Here is a 21,310-nt window from a genome sequence, read left to right as displayed (position 1 = left end):
TTATGCTGGTGCAATCTGGAGGTACAACGGTGTCCGATAATGCAATTCCGTCCACGAACTCGTCGCAGAGCTCAATTCGTCTCGACCCTTGGCTCGATCAGTATGCAGAGCGAGCCTCCGGGCTCAGTGCCTCCGAAGTCCGCGCCCTGTTCGCCGTCGCCTCACGCCCTGAGGTGGTATCGCTCGCCGGTGGCATGCCCTTCGTCTCGGCGCTGCCGCAGGAGTACCTCGGCGACGCCGCTCGCATCGCGACCACCACGCGTCGCGGCGAGGCCCTGCAGTACGGCTCGGGGCAGGGCATTCCGCACTTTCGCGAGCAGATCTGCGACATCATGAGTCTGGAGGGCATCCACGCTCACCCCGACGACGTGGTCGTGACCACCGGCTCGCAGCATGCGGTCGACCTCATGTCGCGCATCTTCCTCGACCCTGGCGACGTCGTCATCGCCGAAGGCCCCAGCTATGTCGGCTCGCTCGGCATCTTCCGCTCGTATCAGGCCGAGACCGTGCACGTGCCGATCGACGACGACGGCCTGCAGCCACAGGCGCTGCGTGAGACGATCGCGCGGCTGGAAAAGGCCGGCAGGCGCATCAAGTTCCTGTACACGATTCCCAACTTCCACAACCCTGCGGGTGTGACGCTGACGATGGAGCGTCGACGCGAGGTGCTCGACATCTGCCATCAGCACGGCATCCTCGTGCTCGAAGACAACCCGTACGGGCTCCTCTGGTTCGATCGTGTGCCCCCTGAGGCCATCCGCTCGCTCGACAGCGACGGCGTCGTGTATCTGGGGTCGTTCTCGAAGATCTTCGCCCCGGGCTTTCGCCTGGGATATGTGCTCGCGCCCCATGCGGTGCGCGAAAAGCTCGTGCTCGCCAACGAATCCGCCGTGCTGTCGCCGACGACCTTCGGCCAGGTCATGGTCTCTGAGTACCTCGAGCACAACGACTGGCGCGGGCAGATCGACACCTTCCGCGGCCTGTACCGCGATCGGCGTGATGCGATGATCTCGGCTCTGGACGAGTTTCTGCCGACCCTCGACAAGACGCATCCCAACGGCGGCTTCTACATCTGGCTGTCACTGCCTGAAGGCTTCGACTCCAAAGAGATGCTGCCGCTCGCCGTACACGAGCTCGTCGCCTACACCCCGGGCACGGCCTTCTATGCCGACGGCACCGGCCAGGACAAAATCCGGCTGTCGTTCTGCTACCCGACACCGGCAGAGATTCGCACCGGCATCGAACGACTCAGCCGTGTGGTGCACCGTGAGCAGGATCTGCTCGCCACCTTCGGCACGTCCCGCCCTCGCACCGACGCGCAGCACGGAGTGAGCACTCCCCCGCCAGACACCGTCTGAGTACAGGACACACCCACCCGGACGCGAGCCGAGAGCACGGACCGACCATCGCATCCCACGATGCGATCGTGATGAGACTGAGAGAGGCAGACCGATGACCGCAGAGAACGTCAGCAGCGAGAACGCCACCGCGAGTGACGTCAGTGAGAGCGAGGCCGAGGCGCTGAATGTTCTGGTGCTCGCCGGCGGAATCTCTCACGAGCGCGAGGTCTCAGTGCGCGGCGGCAACCGCGTGGCCGAGGCCATTCGCCGTGCCGGCGCACAGACCCGCGTGCTCGAGCCGAACGCTCGCCTGCTCGATGAGATCACCGCGGCGGCACCCGACGTGATCTGGTCGGTGCTGCACGGCGCAAGCGGCGAGGATGGCGCGCTGCGTGACGTGCTTCGGCTGACCGGAATCCCGTATGTGGGCAGCGGTCCGGCAGCGGCACGCCTGGCGTGGGACAAGCCCACTGCCAAAGAGATCGCCCGTCGTGCCGGCGTGCAGACGCCGGAGTGCGCCGTGTTTCCACGTGAGACGTTCAGCGAGCTCGACGCGCACAGCGTGCTGTCGGCCGTGGCCGATCGCTTCGGGTATCCCCTGGTGCTGAAGCCGGTCAAGGGCGGTTCGGCACAGGGCGTCTCAGTCGTCGAGCACGCCGACGAGCTGCCTCGCGCACTGGTCGACGCGTACAGCTACTCAGACGGGCTGCTCGTCGAACGCCATATTAGCGGCACTGAGGTCGCCGTCAGCATCATCGACACCGGTGACGGCCCAGAGGCTCTGCCCATCGTCGAGATCAGCCCGTTGAAAGGCCGATACACCTACGAGGCGCGCTACACCGCCGGTGACACCGACTTCTATGTGCCCGCACGGCTCACCGAAGAGGTCGCCGACCGGGTGGCCGCCGACGCCGTCACCGTGCACACCGCACTCGGACTCGCCGACTTCAGCCGCATCGATCTGATCGTCGATGCCGAGGGCACGCCCTGGTTCATCGACGCCAACGTCACACCTGGGGCGACTGAGACCTCGCTGGCACCGCTCGCGATTCGTGGCGCGGGTCGCACTGAGGGTGAGGTCTATCTCGACATCGCTCGCGCTGCCATCTCGCGCGCACACGCCTGAGCTGGCGAGCCGACCGTCGCGAGATGTTTCACGTGAAACATCTCGCGAGACACGGTCGTCATCTCTCGATCAGTGCTCGCCGAAGCCCTTCACCCCGAGCGCGCCCACGATGCGGTTCAGATCTCCCACCGTCGCGAAGTCGATGACGATCTGCCCCTTCTTCTTCGACAGAGAGACGCGCACGCGCGTGTCCAGCTGGTCTTCGAGACGCTCCGCGACTTCGTGCAACTGATCCTGGATTCCACCGGCCCGTGCCTTGGCTTTGGCCTGACGTCGTGGCGTGCGCTCACCCAGCTGCTCGGTCTCACGCACGCTCAGACCCTCGTGAATGACCTTGTCTGCCACCTTGTCGATGTCATGAGTCTCGGCCAGAGACAACAGCGCACGGGCATGGCCTGCCGAGAGCACTCCCGCAGCGACCTTCGACTGCACGCCCGTCGGCAGCTTCAGCAGGCGCAGGGTGTTGCTCACCTGAGGGCGTGACCGCCCGATGCGCTGGGCAAGCTGCTCCTGTGTGATGCCGAAGTCCTGCATCAGCTGCTGGTAGGCGCTCGCCTCTTCGAGTGGATTCAGATTCGAACGATGCAGGTTCTCGAGCAGAGCGTCGCGCAGCATGTCTTCGTCGGCAGTCTCACGCACGATGGCCGGAATCGCCTCGAGACCGGCTGCCTTTGAAGCGCGCAGCCGGCGCTCACCCATGATGAGTTCGTACCCGCCTTCTTCACGACGGCGAACCACGATCGGCTGCAGCACCCCGAACTCGCGGACGGAGTGCACCAGCTCATCGAGCGCTTCTTCGTCGAACTCCTTGCGAGGCTGCACCGGGTTCGGCACCACGTCGTGAGGCGAGACTTCGATCAGGGTCAGGCCGGGCACCGCAGCAAGATCTGTCTCTGCCGGTGTCTGCTCCACCGTGTCGACGGATACGCCCTCTGCCGCAGCCGCCTCGTCTGCGGCACGCAGCACTGCCGATGCGGCTGTGTTTCGCTCCTGCTCGACGACTTCGATGCGCACATCGGCCTCGCTGACCTCGACAGCGTCGGGTGCAGGCACAGTCTTCACTGTCTTCTGGCGGCGACTCTTCTTCGAGGCATTCGCGCTGTCAGAACCGCCTGCAACAGACGCATCAGCGCGCTCGCGACGACTGCCGCCGCGACGAGACGCCTCGAAACCGCGTTCTGCAGCCTCTGCGGCCTCGACGTCGGAGTGCGCCTGCCCTCCTGCGGGTGCGCCATCGAAGAAGACATCGACTGGGCGCTTGCGGGCGTCAGAAGCCGTCTCAGGCCGACCGCCACGACGCTGCTCCGTGTGTGTGGGGATCAGCGAGCTGATGCCGCGACCGAGACCACCTTTTCTACCGGCCATGATGCTCCTCTCGCTGGCTGAGCTCTGCAGCCGCTTCGATGTATGAGATCGCTCCCTTTGACCCCGGATCATACGCGATGACGCTCTGCCCATAGCTGGGTGCCTCGGCAATGCGAACCGTACGCGGAATCACCGCTTGCAGCGTCTCTTCGGTGAAGTGTGATCGCACCTCGTCGGCGACCTCTTCAGAGAGCCGTGTGCGGGCGTCGTACATCGTGAGCAGAATCGCACTGAGGCACAGATCCGGATTCAACTGGTCGTTGATCAGCAGAATGTTCTTCAGCAGCTGGCTCAGCCCTTCGAGCGCGTAGTACTCGCACTGAATCGGAATGAGCACTTCGTGCGCCGCCACGAACGCATTCACCGTGAGCAGCCCGAGACTGGGCGGGCAGTCGATGAAGATGAAGTCGAAGTGCGTCTCACGGTCTTGGCTCAGGCTGTCGATGGCCTGCCACAGTCGATACTCGCGCGACGGCAGTGACACCAGCTCGATCTCGGCGCCGGCCAGGTCGATGCTCGACGGCGCACAGTACAGCTGATCGTTCTCTGCGCTGGGAACGATCACCTCGCCGAGCCTGGCATCACCGATCAGCACGTCATAGATGCCCACGCCGCCCTCACGGATGTTCACGCCCAGCGCGCTTGAGGCGTTGCCTTGAGGGTCCAGGTCGATCACCAGCACGCGCATGCCGTTCAGTGCCAGAGCGGCAGCCAGGTTGACGGTCGTCGTCGTCTTGCCGACTCCGCCCTTCTGGTTCGTCACACTGAAGACGCGCGTACGACTGGGCTTTCTGAAGTCGAGTTCGGCCACGGCCTTGCGGCGTCTCGACAGACTGGCCAGTTCTTTGGCCAGCGGTGTCGAGTCATCGAATTCCACGCGTGTTTCACCCTCGCTCGAGATCTAGATCATGCCCGATGCAGATGCCCACCGGGTCATCATTGGACGTGTTCAGTTTAGTGCCCGGTGCCGACATTGACACGACGTCGGTGTTTCACGTGAAACACCCTCACCGACGACGTATCGAGAAAACCGTGCGCCCCGAGCGACGTTTCACGTGAAACATCACTCGGGAGGCGGTCACGACTCTTCGTGCACGCCGGGTGCAGGCATGCCCTCGGCGTCTTCGAGATCGGGAGTCTCGCCGACCGGGTACTCCCGAGGCCAGCCCAATCCGCGGGCGCCGTCTGGCGAGCCGACCGGAGACCCGAGTCCTTTCGCCACATCAGCCGGGATCTCTGGGAGCTGCGTGCTCTCGTCACTCATCACATTCTCCATCCGGGTTCGTGACCGCGCTCACGATGCGACCGCGCTCTATTCGTCTTCGATGGTCGGCAGCGTCGCGCAGACCACCGTGGTCGGCTCGCTCAGGTAGTCGGCGCCGAGATGTTCGACATGGACGTCCTGCAATGCGAACTTGCGAATCGGCTTGCTCGCCGCTTCGATCTCGGCCGCAGCGGAGCGGCCTTTCATCAGCACCAGCGAACCGCCTGGCCGCAGCAGCGGAGCCGTCCAGCCGATCAGCGTCTTCAGCGCGCTGACCGCTCGAGCCGTCACCACGTCGACCATGACCTCGTCGGTGACCTCCTGCGAACGCGCGCGAATCACCCGTACGTTCGTCAGCCCCAGCCGTGCGCTCTCGTCTTCGAGCCATGTGCAGCGCCGCTCCATGGGATCGATCAGGGTGAACTCGGCGTCTGAGCGGATGATCGCCAGCACCAAGCCCGGCAGTCCCGCTCCGCTGCCGACGTCGGCGACACGGGCACCCTCGGGAATGCGCTCTTCGACTGCTGCGCAGTTCAGCAGATGCCGACTCCACAGCCGACCGTACTCGCGCGGCCCCAGCAGACCGAGACGTTCGCCCTGCTCATAGAGATCGTTGGCGAGCTGCACGAGCTGCACACGTGCGACGGGAAAGCGTTCTGCGACGACGTCGGGCTCGTCTTCGAGCTCGCCGATCTGCTGCTGATCGCTCGACATCAGTTCGATGCCTCGTCTGCCGACGACCCCTGCCCGTCTGACTCGTGCTCAGAGGTCGCCTCATCGCCACCGAGTGTCAGCACGACATGGCGACGACGACCCTCACCCTCTGAATCGCTCTCGAGGCCCTCGGCCCGCGCGAAGTCGTGCACAAGCTTTCGCTCGTACGAAGACATGCCGGGCAGCGCCACACGATCGTCACCCGCCTGCAGCCGCTCGGCTGCATCCTGGACGAGCTCTTCGAGTTCGTGCTCACGCTGCTCTCGCGAGCCCTGCACGTCGAGCACCAGGCGACTGAACTCACCCGTCTTCTGCTGCACCGCGAGACGCGTCAGCTCCTGCAGCGCCGACACCACGCGTGGCGACGCCAACGTCGAAAGGTTGGAGTCTTCGTCGTCGGAATTCACCCCGATGTATGCCCGCCCGCTGCGCACCTCGATGTCGATGTCACCGTCGAAATCGGCGATGTCGAGAAACTCCTCGATGTAGTCAGCCGCGATATCGCCCTCGATCTCGAGTGCGCTGCGCGTCTCGCTGCTCTGCTCGTCGCTCATCGCTTGCCCTTTCTCTTGCTCCGGCTCGACTTCGAGCCTTTGCCCTTGCCCTGGCCAGCGTTCTGCTGGCTCCGGTCACCCTGTTGGCTCGTGTTCTCGCCCGGCTGAGCGCCCTGCGGGCTGCTCTGCTTCGAGCCTGATGCGGATGCCGAAGCTGCGCCCGAATGGTCGCTTTCGGTCGACTTCGCATCGGCCGCGCCGTCACGCTGCTGATCGGTCAGCTGCACGCCCTGCTTCTTGGCGCGGCTCTTGCCCACCGGCTGCTGGCGCTGCCCCTGCCCACGCCCTTCATGCTTGGCGAGCTCTTCGCGCTGACGATCGGTCAGCTTGCCTTTGGCCTCAAGACGGCTCTGTCGAGCGAAGTACGCGACGCTGCCCGGCGTTGGCATGCTGCGAATCACGATGGCCTGCTGCACCATGGTCCAGAGGTTCGAGGTGAACCAGTAGATCAGCAGACCGATCGGAAAGGCCACACCTGAGAAGATCATCAGGAACGGCATGCCGTACATGAGCATCTTCTGCTGCCGGAACATCGGAGACGCCTTCGTCTCTTCTGAGATGTTCTTGCCCATGATCTGAATACTCGTGTACAGCTGCGACGAGACCATGAAGATCACCAGCACGACGGCGAGCAGCACGACCTGCCACTGAATCGGATCGGCGTTGATCGAGTTCATCAGCGTGGTCGACAGCTGTGCGCCGAAGATCGAGCCATGCTGAAAGTCATTGGCCAGGTCGCCGTTCAGCACGCCGATGCCGCTGTGCCCCTGCGCGGCCTCATGCAGAACGGTGTACAGACCGAAGAACACCGGCATCTGCACCAGCATCGGCAGACAGCCGGCCATCGGGTTCGTGCCGGCGTCTTTGTACAGAGCCATCTGCTCCTGCGCCATGGCCTGGCGTGACAGCTGGTCTTTCTTACCTTTGTACTTCTGCTGCAGAGCGCGCACCTTCGGGGCGAGCTCCATCGATGCACGGGAAGACTTGATCTGCTTGACGAAGAGCGGGATCATCGCCGCACGCACGATGAGCACAAGACCGATGATCGAGAGCGTCCACGCCCAGCCAGAAGAGGCTCCCAAGCCGAAGATGTTGACCCAGACCCAATGCCAGCTCACGAGCACGAGCTCGATGAGCCACTTGATGGGCCACAGGATGCTACCGATGAGATCCACGTGTTCTTCTTTCGTCTGAAGCGGTCAGCTGGTCTTTAGTGATGTCGGGCACTCAGTGCCACGGCTCAGTGAGGTCACCGCCGATGGTGAACGCCCTCGTCATGCGCGTGATGAGTGTGCTGGGGCTCATGACGACCTGACGGCACGGGATCGACGCCTCCCGCTGAGAACGGCTGACAGCGCAGCAGCCGCCACACCGTGAGCCCCGTGCCGATCACGAACCCTCGACGTTCGAAGGCTTCGAGGGCGTAGGCCGAGCAGGTCGGATAGTAGCGGCAGACGTCTCCATAGAGCGGAGAGATGAATCGGCGGTAGCCACGCAGCACCAAGACGGCAAGACGACGCGGCAGCATCCAGACGAAGACCCCGACCTCGCACAGCAGTGTGGAACAGGGAACAGGACTGACCGTCATGACGCCCTCTTCGTTTCGGTACGACCGATCACGGCATCGCGAACCTCGTGACGCAGTTCGCCATAAGTGGCCCGCGCCGCATTGGGCTTCGCTCGTACGACGATCAGCCATCCTCTGGGAGCCGTCTCGAGCAGTTCGTGAGCGATCTCACGGAGTCTGCGTTTCACGAGATTACGTTGGACGGCATTGCCGACCGCCCGGCTGGTGACAAACCCGATTCTCGTGGTCGTGTCGTCGTCGGTGGCCAGCAGGTGCACCAACAGGTGCCTGGTGCCACGACGACGACCGCGACGACTCACTTTGGAGAAATCAGCGGATGTTCTCAGTCGATGCGGTCGGTCGAGCATGCGTATTACGCAGCGAGCTCTGTGCGCCCCTTGCGACGACGTGCCGACAGAATCGAGCGGCCGGCGCGGGTGCTCATACGAGCGCGGAAGCCGTGCTTCTTGGCGCGACGACGGTTGTTGGGCTGAAACGTTCTCTTGCTCATGATCTCTCCGAAAGATGGTAAAAGGGCATGCCGATATACTCGGGCAACTAGCGGTTAAACCTACCGATCAACCCGGTACAGGTCAAGCCGACAAACATGACAATCCACAATCATGCACACAGAACGAGCCGAACCCGGCTCTGACACGCCGAAATCCGCGCACGAAGATTTGCGAAGAGCATCCGAGCGCGCTAGCGTATCCGGAGCGGCTCAATAGGAGTGGCTTTCCACAGTTATACACATGTGGGTAATCCTGTGCATAACCCTGTGGAATCGTGACAAAGGGCCGGGAGTGCATCATGCCGCAGATCGATGCGACAGCAGACCCGGAGGGCTTCTGGCAGCAGATGGCCGACGCCCTGCAGTCCGACCCTGACATCACCGGACAGCTCTCCGGCTTCATCGGGCTGATCCATCCCAAAGGCGCCATCGGCGACACCATTCTTCTCGAAGTTCCAGACGAACTCGCCCGAGAGATGATCGAACATCGGGCACGCAACGCCATGATGCGTGCGCTCACCACAGTTCAGCCCGATGGCCCCGCCATCACCAGCTTCGCCGTGGTCGTCAACTCGTCGCTGCGTGAGATGGTCAGCAAGCAGACGCCGCAGAAGCCCTCGACCCGGCAGCCGAGTCTGCATGCGCTCGACATCGATCCGCATGCTCCCGCCCCGTCGTCGACGACGGATGCCGCTGCTGCGCCCCAGCCCGGAGCTGCGGCCGCGAGCGTCACCGGCCTCATCACGGCCGACATGCCTGGGACGGAGGCGAGCGGCACATCCGCCACACAGCCCTCGGCGACCACGTCACCGGCAGCGCCGATTCGACCGAGCGTGCCCACCGTGCAGGCGAGCGCACCGAAGCCCACGGCCGGCGGCAACGGGAACCGACTCAACCCGAAGTACACCTTCGACAGCTTCGTGATCGGCGCGTCGAACCGCTTCGCGCACGCGGCTGCCTTCGCCGTCGCCGAGACCCCGGCCAAGGCATACAACCCCCTCTTCATCTATGGCGAGTCCGGACTGGGCAAGACCCATCTGCTGCATGCGATCGGCCACTACGCGATCAGCCTGTTTCCCGACATCCGAGTGCTCTATGTGAGCTCTGAAGAGTTCACCAACGACTTCATCAACTCGATTCAGCGCAACGAGGCGGCCGAGTTCCAGTCGCGCTATCGCGACATCGACGTGCTGCTCATCGACGACATCCAGTTTCTGCAGGGAAAGGACTCCACTCAGGAGGCCTTCTTCCACACCTTCAACAATCTGCACGATCACAACAAGCAGTTGGTGATCACCAGCGATCTGCCGCCCAAACAGCTGACCGGCTTTCAGGAGCGCATGACCTCGAGATTCGAGTGGGGCCTCACAACCGATGTGCAGGCGCCCGATCTCGAGACGCGCATCGCGATTCTGCGCCGCAAGGCCGAGAGCGAACAGATGGAAGTGCCCGGTGACATCCTGGAGCTGATCGCCAGCAAGGTGTCTTCGAACATCCGCGAGCTCGAGGGCACGCTGCTGCGAGTGATCGCCTATGCGAGCATCGAGCAGAAGCCGATCGACTTTCCCCTGGCGCAGACGGCGTTGAAAGACATGATCACGCTGGCAGACGACAACTTGGTCGACCCCGACACGATCATTCAGACCACGGCGACCTATTTCTCATTGAGCGTCAACGACATCGTCGGCACCTCACGCTCACAGCAGATCGCGCTGGCTCGCCAGATCGCGATGTACATCTGCCGTGAGCTCACCAGCCTCTCACTGCCCAAGATCGGGCAGATCTTCGGCAATCGCGATCACACGACCGTGATGTACGCCAACAACAAGATCTCGCGCCTGATGCAAGAGAAACGCAACATCTATACCCAGGTCACCGACATCTCGACCGCTGTGAAGCAGGCGCACCGCTAGACCGCGGGCTGTGCCCGGCTGACGGGTTCGCTCTCCCCTTCCCAGGGCCATCCCTTCCTTCTCAGGGCCATCCCTTCGGCGTCTCAGGGTCATCCCTTCAGCGTCAGAAGATGCGGCCGCCGTCGACCCACAGCGTGCGTGTGCCCTCGCCAGACTGGACGCACATCTCCTCTGGTGCGCCCTCGCTCCAGAACGGCGATCCACGCCTCTCCTATACACACTCCTGCGCATCTGGATGCCCCCCACTGCGCACGGTTCGAGCCGCAGGAGGGCACATTTCGCTGGCCCGGACAGTCTCTCAATCGCACTCTGGACATGGCCGCGAAGGTGAACGACAGGTTTCTGACGAATGATGGAGTTATCCACAATCCACAGGTCAATTCCACAAGTTACACCGGTGTAGTTCTGGGCGGCCGCAACTATCCACGGGTTTGTCCACACCCTGTGGATAACTCGAGAAAACCGCAAATGCATGACTTTATCCACATATCTCTCCACAGATCTGTGGATAACTGGGTGAAACTGGGGAGAAATCGCCGGTTTTTGTGTACAGACGCCGCATCTGGCAAAACCCGCGCTCTTTTCTCCACAGCGCTCTCCACAAGCTGTGCACAAACTACATCGATGTCGTTCCCACGTTTTCTGTGCCCAACAGCAGGTCATGCACGGAATCCACAAGCGTTGTTAACCTTGCAGAGTTACATCTTTCAACAGCGAACTCTCTACGAACCTTCTCTTCCCCACTCGGCAGGCCTGGGAAAGATATGCTCATGAAGAGCGACCCTCGTGGCCGACGCAGCACTGCTCCAGCACATTGCAGAAGAGCAGCTCTGCTGCACGTCTGCTTCAGCCTCGCTTGCTGATTCTCAATAAGAGACGCGTGCTCTGCTCTGATGTTCGTTGTCTCAGCGGCTCTGAGCAGACGGGAACACCTCGAGCCGCACGCTGACACACCAGAATTGTGTCGACGCAGAATTGTGCGAAGATGGTGGGTGCGCTCACGCGCATACCAGTACCTCTGTGCCTGTGATCGGCGACACGCCGCGCACCAGGCCGAACCGTCGATCGTCTCAGTGACGAGACGTCGCGCGGGTGCAGCGGTATGCGCTGACCAAGACAGCAGTTCCGACAGAGAGGCATCCGTGAAACTCCAGATCAATCGTGACCTGCTCGCAGAGGCTGTCTCTTTCGCGGTGAAGCTGCTGCCTCAGCGCACGACCCTGCCGATCCTCGGTGGCATTCTTCTCGAAGCACAGGGCGGCGATCTGCATCTGGCCACCTTCGACTACGAGGTCTCATCGCAGACTGCTGTGGCGGCAGACATCGAGACAGAGGGCAGCGTGCTGGTCAGCGGACGCCTGCTCGCCGACATCTCGTCGAAGCTTCCCGGCGACGACGTCACCCTCTCGCTCGAAGACGGAAAACTGCTCGTCGTCAGCGGCGCAGCACGCTTTGAGCTCTACACCATGCCGCTCGAGGAGTACCCGAGCCTGCCGCAGATCGATCAGTGGGTCGGCACGGTCGACGCCGAGAAGTTCGCCGACGCGATCGCCCAGGTGGCCGTCGCCGCATCACGAGACGACGTCACGCCGGTCATCACCGGCGTGCAGATCGAGATCGACGAGAGCGAACTCACGTTCCTGGCCACCGACCGCTACCGCGTCGCCGTGCGCGGCATCGAGTGGAACAACGACGAACAGGCTGAGGGCAACGCTCTGGTTCCTGCGCGCACACTGAACGAGGTCGCCAAGACCTTCGCCCATCAGGGCAGCGTCAAAGTCGCTCTGATCAAGAACGACGATCGCGAGATCATCGCGTTCAGCGCGAACCGACGCACCGTCACGTCGCTGCTGATCAAAGGCAACTACCCGCCCGTTCGCCGGCTGTTCCCCGAGACCGTCGAGAACTACGCCGTGGTCAACACCGCCGAGCTGATCGAGGCCGTGCGCCGCGTCTCGCTGGTGCTCGATCGCGAGAGCCCGCTGCGCTTCACCTTCAACCTCGACGGCGTCACGCTCGATGCGGCAGGCAACGACCAGGCGCAGGCTCGAGAGCGTGTCGAGGCGTTTCTCACCGGTGACGAGGTCGTCATCTCGATGAAGCCGCAGTTTCTGATCGACGGGCTGAACTCCACTCGCTGCGAGTTCGCCAAGATGGCCTTCACAAAGACGGACAACCCGCACAAGCCCGGTCCCGTGCTGATCACGGGCCAGACCAGCAAAGACGGCGAGCAGCCGGGTGCGTTCAAGTACCTGCTGCAGCCGAACCTGCTGCTGCGCTAGCGAGCCGCTGTGTACGTGCAGTCGCTCCAGGTGCACGACTTTCGCAACTACACGCGCGCCGAGCTCACTCTGGGGCCGCAGATCTGGGTCTTCGCCGGCCGAAACGGCCAGGGCAAGACCAATCTCGTCGAGGCGGTGCGCTATCTTTCGGTGTTCGGCTCGCATCGCGTCTCAAACAATGCTCCGATGGTGCGTGCCGGCCAGCGCCAGGCCGTGGTGCGTGCGACAGTGCTGCACGAGGGCCGTCAGCTGCAGATCGACGCGCAGCTGAATCTCGACAGCCCCAATCGCATCCGCATCAACCGTGCCCCCAAACGCGTGGGCGAGGCGCAGGGCCAATTCTCGACGGTGCTCTTCGCCCCCGAAGATCTCGCCCTGGTCAAAGGCGGCCCAGAGGTGCGGCGGCGTGCTCTCGACGAGCTCTGCGTGGGCACCCGCGCCCGTTTCGCCGAGACGCTCGGCGACTATGAGCGTGTGCTGCGACAGCGCAACACCCTGCTGAAATCGGCGCGGGCGGCACGCACCGCGGCCGCAGGGCTCAACACCCTCGACATCTGGGACGAGCAGCTCGTCGACCTCGGAGCCCAACTGCTCGTGCAGCGCGCCGACCTGGTCGCTCGCCTGGTCGAACCGCTCAACCGCCTCTACGACCTGATCGCCGACACCGACGCCAGAGCCACCGCGCAGCTGGTCACGAACACGGTGGCCGATCGCCCGGGCGACCTCGAGCATGTGCGCTCCGCGTTCGCCGACCGTCTGCGCGCCGCTCGCGACACCGATCTCGACCGCGGCGTCACCACGGTCGGGCCGCACCGTGACGACCTGCTGCTGTCGATCAACGATCTGCCTGCCCGCGAGTATGCGAGTCACGGTGAGAGCTGGTCGCTCGCGCTCGCTCTGCGGCTCGCCGGGGCCGAGGCGCTGCGCCTAGCCTCCCCCGCAGGTGACCCCGTGCTCATTCTCGACGACGTGTTCGCCGAGCTCGACAGCGCCCGCCGCAGCCGACTCATCGAGCTGGCTGCGGGCTACGAGCAGGTACTGATCACCGCCGCGGTGCTTGACGATGTGCCGAGCTTCGGCGATCGTGAGACGAGAACGGTGCACGTGGCTCATGGCGAGCTGACCGGCGACGGGGTCGTCTACGGAAACGTCGAGGGCGCGCCTGCGGACGACGAGCACCCGAACGCAGAGCGAGGTGACGATGGCCGAGATTCGCGATGAGGCATCCCTCGTCTATCTGCGCATGCGCCGCATCTTCGCCCGCCGCGGTGCCCGCACGGGCGCCCGGAACCTTCGCGGCGACGGGTCGGACGAGCCCTTCGCGGCCGGCCGCGACTTTCGCGGCATCGGCCAGGTGCTCGGGCGGCTCGCCCAGGATCGCGGCTGGGAGCCGACGCTCGAGAAGGCGCGGCTGGCGAGCGAATGGCACACCATCGTGGGTGAGGATGTCGCGCAGCGCACCAGCGCGCGGCTGAACGGAACCGTGGTCGAGGTGCGCTGCGAGTCGACGTCGTGGGCGGCCAGTCTGCGGCTGATGAAGAGCCGTCTGATCGGCCGCATCGCCGAGCTGCTGCCCGAGGTCGAGGTCACTGACATGCGATTCATCGGGCCGGATGCGCCCTCGTGGAAGCGAGGCATCCGCTCGGTGAACGGGCGCGGGCCGCGCGACACCTACGGATGACTCTCTGCCTGCCTCTTCGCGGTGGGGTGCGGTCGCGGATCGTACGAGCGGCGTCTGAACGCGAACCCCTTGATCTGGCGTGGGTCTGTACGCGGAGGACTGGTCATTCGCTCTGAGGCGGCAATACGGCCCGTTGAGACGGATTCTTGATAGAATGGGTGAGTTGAGCTGTGACGATTCTGCGTCAGAGTCGGTCACACCACAGAACCAGGAGCACCACGTCGCGATGACTCAAGAGCCGCATTCCTACGATGCCAGTGACATCACCGTTCTCGAAGGCCTGGAGGCGGTTCGCAAGCGCCCCGGCATGTACATCGGATCGACCGGCCCGCGCGGGCTGCACCATCTGGTGTACGAAGTCGTCGACAACGGCGTCGATGAGGCCCTCGCCGGTTTCGCGACGCACATCGAGGTGACGCTGCTGCCCGACAACGGCGTGCGTGTGGTCGACAACGGACGCGGCATTCCGGTCGCTGAGCACCCCACTGAGCACAAGTCGACCGTCGAAGTGGTCATGACGGTGCTGCACGCGGGCGGCAAGTTCGGCGGCGGCGGCTATGCCGTCTCTGGCGGTCTGCACGGCGTGGGCATCTCGGTCGTCAACGCGCTGTCGGTCAGAGTCGAGACCGTCGTCAAACGCGACGGCTACGTGTGGCGTCAGTCGTTCCGCGACGGCGGGCAGCCGGTCGCCGCCCTTGAGCGTGGCGAGGCCACCACAGAGACCGGCACGTCACAGACGTTCTGGGCCGATCCCGAGATCTTCGAGACCGTGGTCTACGACTTCGAGACGCTGCGGCAGCGCTTTCAGCAGATGGCCTTTCTGAACAAGGGACTGACCATCACCCTCACCGACCTGCGCGGCGAAGAGCCGGTCGAGGTCAAGTACCACTACGAACACGGTCTGGTCGACTACGTCGAGTTTCTGAACTCGAGCAAGAAGGCCGAGGTCATCAACGACCCGATCATCGACTTCGAGGCCGAAGACACCGAGAAGCGTCTGTCGCTCGAGGTGGCCATGCAGTGGACGACTGCGTACACCGAGAGCGTGCACACCTACGCCAACACGATCAACACCTATGAGGGCGGCACGCACGAAGAGGGCTTCCGCGCCGCGCTCACCACGCTGATCAACAAGTACGGGCGTGAGAAGGGCATCCTCAAAGACAAAGATGAGAACCTCTCGGGCGACGACGTGCGAGAGGGACTCACCGCCGTCGTCTCGATCAAGCTCGGCGAGCCGCAGTTCGAGGGTCAGACCAAGACCAAGCTCGGCAACACCGAAGCCAAGGCGTTCGTGCAGAAGGTCACCGGAGAGCAGCTCGCCGACTGGTTCGACCGCAACCCGCAGCAGGCCAAAGACATCGTGCGCAAAGGCATGCAGGCCTCGCAGGCACGTCTCGCCGCACGCAAGGCCCGTGAGGCCACCCGGCGCAAGAGCGTGCTCGAGTCGGGCGGCATGCCCGGCAAGCTCAAAGACTGCTCGTCGAAGAACGCTGAGATCTGCGAGATCTTCCTCGTCGAGGGCGACTCGGCAGGCGGCTCTGCGGTGCAGGGCCGAAACCCCGAGACTCAGGCGATTCTGCCGCTGCGAGGCAAGATCCTCAACGTCGAGAAGGCGCGTCTTGACCGCGCACTGCAGAACAACGAGATCCAGGCCATGATCACGGCGTTCGGCGCCGGCATCGGCGAGGAGTTCAACTACGACAAGCTGCGCTACCACAAGATCGTGCTGATGAGCGACGCCGACGTCGACGGCGCACACATCGCGACGCTGCTGCTCACGTTCTTCTTCCGCTACATGCGGCCGCTGATCGAGCAGGGCCACGTCTTTCTCGCCCAGCCGCCGCTGTATCGACTCAAATGGAGCGACCGCGAGCATGAGTTCGCCTACTCCGACGAAGAGCGTGACGAACTGCTCGCCGAGGGCAAGGGCGCGGGTCACCGTCTGCCGAAAGACTCCGGCATCCAGCGGTACAAGGGCCTGGGCGAGATGAACTACGAAGAGCTCTGGGAGACCACCATGAACCCCGAGTCGCGCACGCTGCTGCAGGTGCAGCTCGAAGACGCGGCCCAGGCCGACGAAGTGTTCTCGGTGCTGATGGGTGAAGACGTCGACTCACGACGCACCTTCATCCAGACCAACGCGAAAGACGTGCGATTCCTGGACATCTGACGATCGTGACGCGCTCAGGCGCGTGACCCCAGCATCCGCATCGCACACTCGAATCGCACAGACGAAAGAGACAAGCAGAACATGGCAGACGACACACAGGGCCCCGAGAACCCGGGCACCGACGACCAGAGCACCGGCGTGACGCCGAACTCGGGCGTCTCGTTCGGCAGCGCAGGCAGCACCCACAACCACGGGCACATCTCGCAGGTCGACCTCAACGTCGAGATGCAGAAGTCATACCTGGACTATGCGATGAGCGTCATCGTGGGGCGTGCGCTGCCCGACGTGCGCGACGGTCTGAAGCCGGTGCACCGCCGCGTCATCTACGGCATGTTCGACGGCGGCTACCGACCTGACAAGGCCTTCTCGAAGTGCTCGCGTGTGGTCGGCGAGGTCATGGGCCAGTATCACCCGCACGGCGACTCGGCGATCTACGACACCCTCGTGCGCCTGGTGCAGCCGTGGAGCCTGCGCTATCCGCTCGCGCTCGGCCAGGGCAACTTTGGCTCGCCGGGCAACGATCCCGCCGCCGCGCCGCGATACACCGAGACGAAGATGGCGCCGCTCGCGCTCGAGCTGGTGCGCGACATCGACGAAGACACGGTCGACTTCCAGGACAACTACGACGGCAAGACGCAGGAGCCGGTCGTGCTGCCCAGCCGGTTCCCGAACCTGCTGGTCAACGGCTCGGTGGGCATCGCCGTCGGCATGGCCACGAACATCCCGCCGCACAACCTGCGTGAGGTCGCCGAAGGCGTGCAGTGGTCGCTCGAACACCCGGATGCGTCGCGCCAAGAGCTGCAGGATGCCCTGATTCAGCGCATCAAGGGCCCGGACTTCCCCACCGGCGCGCTCGTGCTGGGCCGCAAAGGCATCGAGCAGGCCTACCGAACCGGTCGCGGGTCGATCACGATGCGCGCTGTGGTGAACATCGAAGAGATCCACAACCGCACCTGTCTCGTGATCACCGAGCTGCCGTACCAGGTGAACCCCGACAACCTGGCGATCAAGATCGCCGAGCTCGTGAAAGACGGACGCGTCTCGGGCATCGCCGACATTCGCGACGAGACCTCGGGCCGCACCGGCCAGCGCCTGGTGATCGTGCTCAAGCGCGACGCGGTGGCCAAGGTCGTGCTGAACAACCTGTACAAGCACACGCAGCTGCAGGACAACTTCGGCGCGAACATGATCGCCCTGGTCGACGGGGTGCCGCGCACCCTCTCGATCGACCAGTTCATCAGCCTGTGGATCACGCACCAGATCGAGGTCATCGTTCGGCGCACCAAGTTCCGTCTGCGCAAGGCCGAGGAACGCGCCCACATCTTGGAGGGCTACCTCAAGGCCCTCGATGCGCTCGACGAGGTCATCGCTCTGATTCGCGCATCCGCCACCGTCGAAGACGCCCGTGAAGGCCTGAAGAAGCTGCTCGGCATCGACGACCTGCAGGCGCGCGCCATTCTGAACATGCAGCTGCGTCAGCTCGCGGCGCTCGAGCGGCAGAAGATCACCGATGAGTACAACGAGCTGCAGGCCAAGATCGCCGAGTACAACGCGATTCTGGCCAGCGAGGCGCGCCAGCGCGAGATCGTCGGCGAGGAGCTCGGCGAGATCGTCGCCAAGTACGGCGACGATCGCCGCACCGCGATCCAGCTCGGCTTCGACGGCGACATGTCGATGGAAGATCTGATTCCCGAAGAAGAGGTCGTCGTCACGATGACCCGCGGCGGGTACATCAAGCGCACCCGCTCGGACAACTACCGTTCGCAGCACCGCGGAGGCAAGGGCATCAAGGGCGCACAGCTGCGGGCTGACGACATCGTCGACCACCTGTTCGTGACCACGACGCACCACTGGCTGCTGTTCTTCACCGACGCCGGGCGGGTCTACCGTGCGAAGGCGTACGAGGTTCCCGAGGCGGGACGCGACTCGAAGGGACAGCACGTCGCGAATCTGCTCGCGCTGAACCCCGACGAGACGGTCACGCAGGTGCTCGACATCTCGGGCTACGACCAGGCGCAGTACTTGGTGCTCGCGACGCGCAACGGTCTGGTCAAGAAGACCCGGCTCGAGGCCTACGACTCACCGCGTTCGGCCGGTCTCATCGCCGTGAACCTGCGTGATGACGACCAGCTCGTCTCGGCGCTGCTGGTGAACGACGACGACGAGATCCTGCTTGTGTCGCGTAAGGGCCTGAGCCTGCGCTTCGTCGCCGACAACGACACGCTGCGCCCGATGGGCCGCGACACCTCGGGGGTGAAGGGCATCACCTTCCGGGCGGGCGACTCGCTGCTGTCGGCGTCGGTGATTCCGGCCGATGCGGATGCCGCGGAGCAGTTCGTCTTCGTGGTCACCGAGGGCGGATATGCGAAGCGCACCGCGGTCGACCAGTATCGCGTGCAGGGTCGAGGCGGCAAGGGCATCAAGGTGGCCAAGCTGAACGACGACCGCGGCGATCTCGCCGGAGCGCTCATCGTCTGCGAGAACGACGAAGTGCTCGTGGTGCTCGCGGGTGGCAAGGTGATTCGCTCGTCGGTCGCGGAGGTGCCGGCCAAGGGACGCGATACGATGGGTGTCGTCTTCGTGCGCGCCGACGGAAAAGACCACGTGATCTCGGTCGCACGCAACGAAGAGCACAGCCTCGATGAGGCTGAGGCCGTGGCTGATGCCGAAGCGGGTGCCGAGGCAGCCGCAGCGGTCGAGCCGTCAACTGAAGACACTGATCAGCCCGCTGTGGCTGAAGAGCAGTGAGAGGAACCCACAATATGAACATGACTCCCCCGCCGGTGGGTGGCTCTGGCCCGAAAGCCTCACGTCGTCTGGTGCACCTGCGCCTGTCTGGCATCAACGCCTGGTCGGCGCTGAAGGTGTCGTTTCTGCTCAGTCTGGCGCTGATGATCGTCGAGCTGGTCTGCTCGTTCGTGCTGTGGCTCTTCGTGGCTCAGCTGGGCATGTTCCAGCCGATCAACGACCTGCTGTCGACGACGACGAGTGACGGTTCTGAGAACGTCGCGCGCATCTTCAGCTTCGGTCGCGTTCTGGGTCTGACTCTGCTGGCCGGTGTCGTGACCGTGATCTTCGGCACGCTCGGCGGCGGGCTGATGGCCGTGATCTACAACGCGGTGGCGCGCATCGTGGGCGGCGTGAAGCTCACGTTCAGCAACGTCAAGTAGCGATTTCACGGGTCGAGATGCCCGCGTGCATCTCGACTTGTGCGCAGCGCCGTTTATACGTTAAGCTTTTCTGGTGCTGTGCATTGGGCCTATAGCTCAGGTGGTTAGAGCGCTTCGCTGATAACGAAGAGGTCCCTGGTTCAAGTCCAGGTAGGCCCACCAATGCGCATACTTGTGGGTTTGGTCGTCTCAGACTCATCCAGACTCACAGGTTGAGCACGCGGGGCCTTAGCTCAATTGGTAGAGCGCCTGCTTTGCAAGCAGGAGGTCGCGGGTTCGATTCCCGCAGGCTCCACGTCAGCAGTACCCCAACGCCCCGTCTTCGGACGGGGCGTTCTTCGTCCTTTCTGGCTTCTTCGTCTCTTCTGTTTTCTTCGTCCTACTGGTTTTGCACGGGATTCTCACACCCCCTGCGTCTGTGTAGCGATTTTCGTGCTCAAAGGTCGATATTTCCGCAAAAAGTGTAGATCGGATTGCTCCCGAGTGCGCTGTGCGCGTGTGCGGGAGGTCACCTCACAATCGCATCCCCGTCGTCTCACAATCGCATCCCTCGTTGAGTCAGCGCGCTGCGCAGCCGCGCAATGGCCAAGGCGGGGCGATTGAAGACGTGGTCGGCGGTGAGCACGATGACGATCCAGCCGGCGGCCTGCAGCTGCTCTCGACGCTCCGCATCGCGCAGAAAGCGCTTGCGGTCTGCGAAGTGGTGGCCACCCTCGTACTCGTAGCAGACGCGAAATCGCTCATACGCGCCGTCGACGCAGGCAATCCAGGCTCCGGTGTCGTCGAAGAGATCCTTGTTGAGCGCAGGTTCTGGGAGACCCGCCTGGACGAGGATGAGCCGAACCCATGACTCCGGTCTGGACCAGGAATCCTCGCGTACGTGTGTCAGTGCGCGGCGCAGCGTGTGGGCGCCCGCTCGGTGGTAGCGGTCGACTGCGTGGCGCAGTTCGGTCAGCGTGGTGAGCGGAGGTCGTTGCAGCGTCCGCCTGACGGGCCACGGCCGACGGTCGATGCGCACGGCAGCGTCTGCGGCCGCGACAAGATCGAAGAGGCCCAGGCTGTCGGCCAGAGATGCCCAAGTGTCGGCGACGTTCACCAGCGGCATCCACTCGCGCACGATGCGCTGAGTGCCCGGCGTCAAGAGGTGGCCTCTGACTCCTTTCACACGGGGCCTCCGGCCGGGGTGCGTCGTCGCCAGGTGGATGTCATGGTGCGAAAGCCGCGGAAGCGGCAGTCCGAAGAGCAGCGCAGCGGTGGAATGGCTGAAGCACTGGTCAGGAGTCAGGAGATAGGAGTATGCGTGCGCAAGTGTGCGGATCAGCTCGTGCTGGCGCTGCACCGACAGCGCCGACGGGTGCTGGTTGGGATGCTGTGGGAGCTGCCAGTGCATGAGCTCAGCAGCCTCGCCCTGAGCGCGGACACCGCGAAACGGCGTGTAGAGATCGGCGCCACGAAGCCGCCAGGGGGAGACGCCGCAGGCCAACGCCTGTGAGACGGAGAATACGTTCGGAAGAACGTCTGGGAGTGGCTTCGCACGGCGGGTCATGCACTCATGGTGAACCAAGCACGGTCAGCCGGTCGACGTGTAGCGATAGATGTGGGAAACCTTGGGGTAAACCACGAATTGTGCGTAGTGGGCTGGTGCTGGTG

19 protein-coding genes and 2 tRNA genes are annotated in these 21,310 nt (G+C 63.8%); 11 read left to right on the top strand and 10 right to left on the bottom strand.

From position 1 onward, the window contains the following. The first annotated feature begins 2 nt into the window (after positions 1-2). Together F8O08_RS10465 and F8O08_RS10460 are read left to right on the top strand one after the other, a co-directional pair. Positions 3-1,358, top strand: coding sequence for a PLP-dependent aminotransferase family protein (locus tag F8O08_RS10465; protein WP_158043220.1), 1,356 nt, complete (start codon positions 3-5; stop codon positions 1,356-1,358). Positions 1,359-1,452: 94 nt separating this feature from the next. Continuing rightward, the gene (locus F8O08_RS10460; protein WP_158043219.1) at positions 1,453-2,466 is read left to right on the top strand and encodes a D-alanine--D-alanine ligase; all 1,014 of its coding nucleotides are present in this window, start codon (positions 1,453-1,455) and stop codon (positions 2,464-2,466) included. 69 nt (positions 2,467-2,535) lie between these two features. On the opposite strand, the gene F8O08_RS10455 is transcribed toward F8O08_RS10460, so the two are convergent. From F8O08_RS10455 to rpmH, 9 genes are all read right to left on the bottom strand, one after another. After that, entirely contained in the window at positions 2,536-3,480 is a 945-nt protein-coding gene (locus F8O08_RS10455; protein WP_318655646.1) for a ParB/RepB/Spo0J family partition protein, read from the bottom strand. 340 nt (positions 3,481-3,820) lie between these two features. Next, positions 3,821-4,708 carry a ParA family protein gene (locus F8O08_RS10450; protein ID WP_225733633.1) on the bottom strand — a complete coding sequence of 296 codons (888 nt, stop codon included), beginning with the start codon at positions 4,706-4,708 and terminating at the stop codon, positions 3,821-3,823. 201 nt (positions 4,709-4,909) lie between these two features. Then, positions 4,910-5,095, bottom strand: coding sequence for a hypothetical protein (locus tag F8O08_RS10445; protein ID WP_158036953.1), 186 nt, complete (start codon positions 5,093-5,095; stop codon positions 4,910-4,912). 48 nt (positions 5,096-5,143) lie between these two features. Further along, the gene (rsmG, locus tag F8O08_RS10440) at positions 5,144-5,809 is read right to left on the bottom strand and encodes a 16S rRNA (guanine(527)-N(7))-methyltransferase RsmG (protein WP_158043216.1); all 666 of its coding nucleotides are present in this window, start codon (positions 5,807-5,809) and stop codon (positions 5,144-5,146) included. Continuing rightward, the gene (locus F8O08_RS10435; RefSeq protein WP_158030432.1) at positions 5,809-6,363 is read right to left on the bottom strand and encodes a protein jag; all 555 of its coding nucleotides are present in this window, start codon (positions 6,361-6,363) and stop codon (positions 5,809-5,811) included. Before F8O08_RS10435 ends, rsmG begins: the two co-directional genes overlap by 1 nt. Further along, the gene (yidC, locus tag F8O08_RS10430) at positions 6,360-7,538 is read right to left on the bottom strand and encodes a membrane protein insertase YidC (RefSeq protein ID WP_158043215.1); all 1,179 of its coding nucleotides are present in this window, start codon (positions 7,536-7,538) and stop codon (positions 6,360-6,362) included. The genes F8O08_RS10435 and yidC overlap by 4 nt, the downstream gene beginning before the upstream one ends. Positions 7,539-7,612: 74 nt before the next feature. Continuing rightward, positions 7,613-7,951 carry a membrane protein insertion efficiency factor YidD gene (yidD, locus tag F8O08_RS10425; protein ID WP_158043214.1) on the bottom strand — a complete coding sequence of 113 codons (339 nt, stop codon included), beginning with the start codon at positions 7,949-7,951 and terminating at the stop codon, positions 7,613-7,615. Next, on the bottom strand, positions 7,948-8,298 hold the full coding sequence (rnpA, locus tag F8O08_RS10420; RefSeq protein ID WP_158043213.1) for a ribonuclease P protein component: 351 nt from the start codon (positions 8,296-8,298) through the stop codon (positions 7,948-7,950). Before rnpA ends, yidD begins: the two co-directional genes overlap by 4 nt. Positions 8,299-8,303: 5 nt before the next feature. Next, a complete protein-coding gene (gene rpmH, locus F8O08_RS10415) occupies positions 8,304-8,441 on the bottom strand; it encodes a 50S ribosomal protein L34 (RefSeq protein ID WP_158030428.1) in 138 nt (45 codons plus the stop codon). 347 nt (positions 8,442-8,788) lie between these two features. Between rpmH and dnaA the strand changes: the two genes are divergently transcribed. The 9 genes from dnaA (at position 8,789) to F8O08_RS10370 (ending at position 19,955) form a co-directional block, all read left to right on the top strand. After that, on the top strand, positions 8,789-10,354 hold the full coding sequence (gene dnaA / locus F8O08_RS10410; protein WP_412973621.1) for a chromosomal replication initiator protein DnaA: 1,566 nt from the start codon (positions 8,789-8,791) through the stop codon (positions 10,352-10,354). 1,142 nt (positions 10,355-11,496) lie between these two features. Further along, positions 11,497-12,636 (top strand): DNA polymerase III subunit beta, encoded by a 1,140-nt coding sequence (gene dnaN, locus F8O08_RS10405; protein ID WP_158036960.1) that lies wholly within the window; start codon positions 11,497-11,499, stop codon positions 12,634-12,636. A 9-nt stretch (positions 12,637-12,645) separates the two neighbouring features. Beyond that, on the top strand, positions 12,646-13,857 hold the full coding sequence (recF, locus tag F8O08_RS10400) for a DNA replication/repair protein RecF (RefSeq protein ID WP_158043211.1): 1,212 nt from the start codon (positions 12,646-12,648) through the stop codon (positions 13,855-13,857). Beyond that, positions 13,838-14,317 carry a DUF721 domain-containing protein gene (locus tag F8O08_RS10395; protein WP_158036962.1) on the top strand — a complete coding sequence of 160 codons (480 nt, stop codon included), beginning with the start codon at positions 13,838-13,840 and terminating at the stop codon, positions 14,315-14,317. The genes recF and F8O08_RS10395 overlap by 20 nt, the downstream gene beginning before the upstream one ends. Before the next feature lie 226 nt (positions 14,318-14,543). Beyond that, on the top strand, positions 14,544-16,490 hold the full coding sequence (gene gyrB, locus F8O08_RS10390; RefSeq protein ID WP_225732938.1) for a DNA topoisomerase (ATP-hydrolyzing) subunit B: 1,947 nt from the start codon (positions 14,544-14,546) through the stop codon (positions 16,488-16,490). Between the two features lie 81 nt (positions 16,491-16,571). Further along, entirely contained in the window at positions 16,572-19,238 is a 2,667-nt protein-coding gene (gyrA, locus tag F8O08_RS10385) for a DNA gyrase subunit A (protein WP_158036964.1), read from the top strand. Positions 19,239-19,258: 20 nt separating this feature from the next. Further along, positions 19,259-19,660: a DUF3566 domain-containing protein gene (locus tag F8O08_RS10380; protein WP_192496774.1), complete on the top strand. Its 402-nt coding sequence runs from the start codon at positions 19,259-19,261 to the stop codon at positions 19,658-19,660. Positions 19,661-19,745: 85 nt separating this feature from the next. Beyond that, positions 19,746-19,822: transfer RNA gene (locus F8O08_RS10375), tRNA-Ile, on the top strand. Between the two features lie 60 nt (positions 19,823-19,882). Then, a tRNA-Ala gene (locus tag F8O08_RS10370) sits at positions 19,883-19,955 on the top strand. A 240-nt stretch (positions 19,956-20,195) separates the two neighbouring features. On the opposite strand, the gene F8O08_RS10365 is transcribed toward F8O08_RS10370, so the two are convergent. Beyond that, complete coding sequence (locus F8O08_RS10365; RefSeq protein ID WP_158036966.1) at positions 20,196-21,206, bottom strand: hypothetical protein; 1,011 nt, start codon at positions 21,204-21,206, stop codon at positions 20,196-20,198. Positions 21,207-21,310 lie beyond the last annotated feature (104 nt).

The sequence above is a fragment of the Pseudoclavibacter sp. CFCC 13611 genome (assembly GCF_008831225.1).
GTDB lineage: Bacteria > Actinomycetota > Actinomycetes > Actinomycetales > Microbacteriaceae > Pseudoclavibacter_A.
Note: the sequence above shows the minus strand (reverse complement) of the source record. Positions and strands in the feature narration are given on the sequence as shown.

Bases quoted from the DNA above. Each gene is read 5' to 3' on its own strand.
- F8O08_RS10465 (WP_158043220.1), top strand. From the start codon at position 3: ATGCTGGTGCAATCTGGAGGTACAACGGTGTCCGATAATGCAATTCCG.
- F8O08_RS10460 (WP_158043219.1), top strand. From the start codon at position 1,453: ATGACCGCAGAGAACGTCAGCAGCGAGAACGCCACCGCGAGTGACGTC.
- F8O08_RS10445 (WP_158036953.1), bottom strand. From the start codon at position 5,095: ATGAGTGACGAGAGCACGCAGCTCCCAGAGATCCCGGCTGATGTGGCG.
- rsmG (WP_158043216.1), bottom strand. From the start codon at position 5,809: ATGTCGAGCGATCAGCAGCAGATCGGCGAGCTCGAAGACGAGCCCGAC.
- F8O08_RS10435 (WP_158030432.1), bottom strand. From the start codon at position 6,363: ATGAGCGACGAGCAGAGCAGCGAGACGCGCAGCGCACTCGAGATCGAG.
- yidD (WP_158043214.1), bottom strand. From the start codon at position 7,951: ATGACGGTCAGTCCTGTTCCCTGTTCCACACTGCTGTGCGAGGTCGGG.
- rnpA (WP_158043213.1), bottom strand. From the start codon at position 8,298: ATGCTCGACCGACCGCATCGACTGAGAACATCCGCTGATTTCTCCAAA.
- rpmH (WP_158030428.1), bottom strand. From the start codon at position 8,441: ATGAGCAAGAGAACGTTTCAGCCCAACAACCGTCGTCGCGCCAAGAAG.
- dnaA (WP_412973621.1), top strand. From the start codon at position 8,789: ATGGCCGACGCCCTGCAGTCCGACCCTGACATCACCGGACAGCTCTCC.
- F8O08_RS10395 (WP_158036962.1), top strand. From the start codon at position 13,838: ATGGCCGAGATTCGCGATGAGGCATCCCTCGTCTATCTGCGCATGCGC.
- gyrB (WP_225732938.1), top strand. From the start codon at position 14,544: ATGACTCAAGAGCCGCATTCCTACGATGCCAGTGACATCACCGTTCTC.
- gyrA (WP_158036964.1), top strand. From the start codon at position 16,572: ATGGCAGACGACACACAGGGCCCCGAGAACCCGGGCACCGACGACCAG.
- F8O08_RS10380 (WP_192496774.1), top strand. From the start codon at position 19,259: ATGACTCCCCCGCCGGTGGGTGGCTCTGGCCCGAAAGCCTCACGTCGT.
- F8O08_RS10365 (WP_158036966.1), bottom strand. From the start codon at position 21,206: ATGACCCGCCGTGCGAAGCCACTCCCAGACGTTCTTCCGAACGTATTC.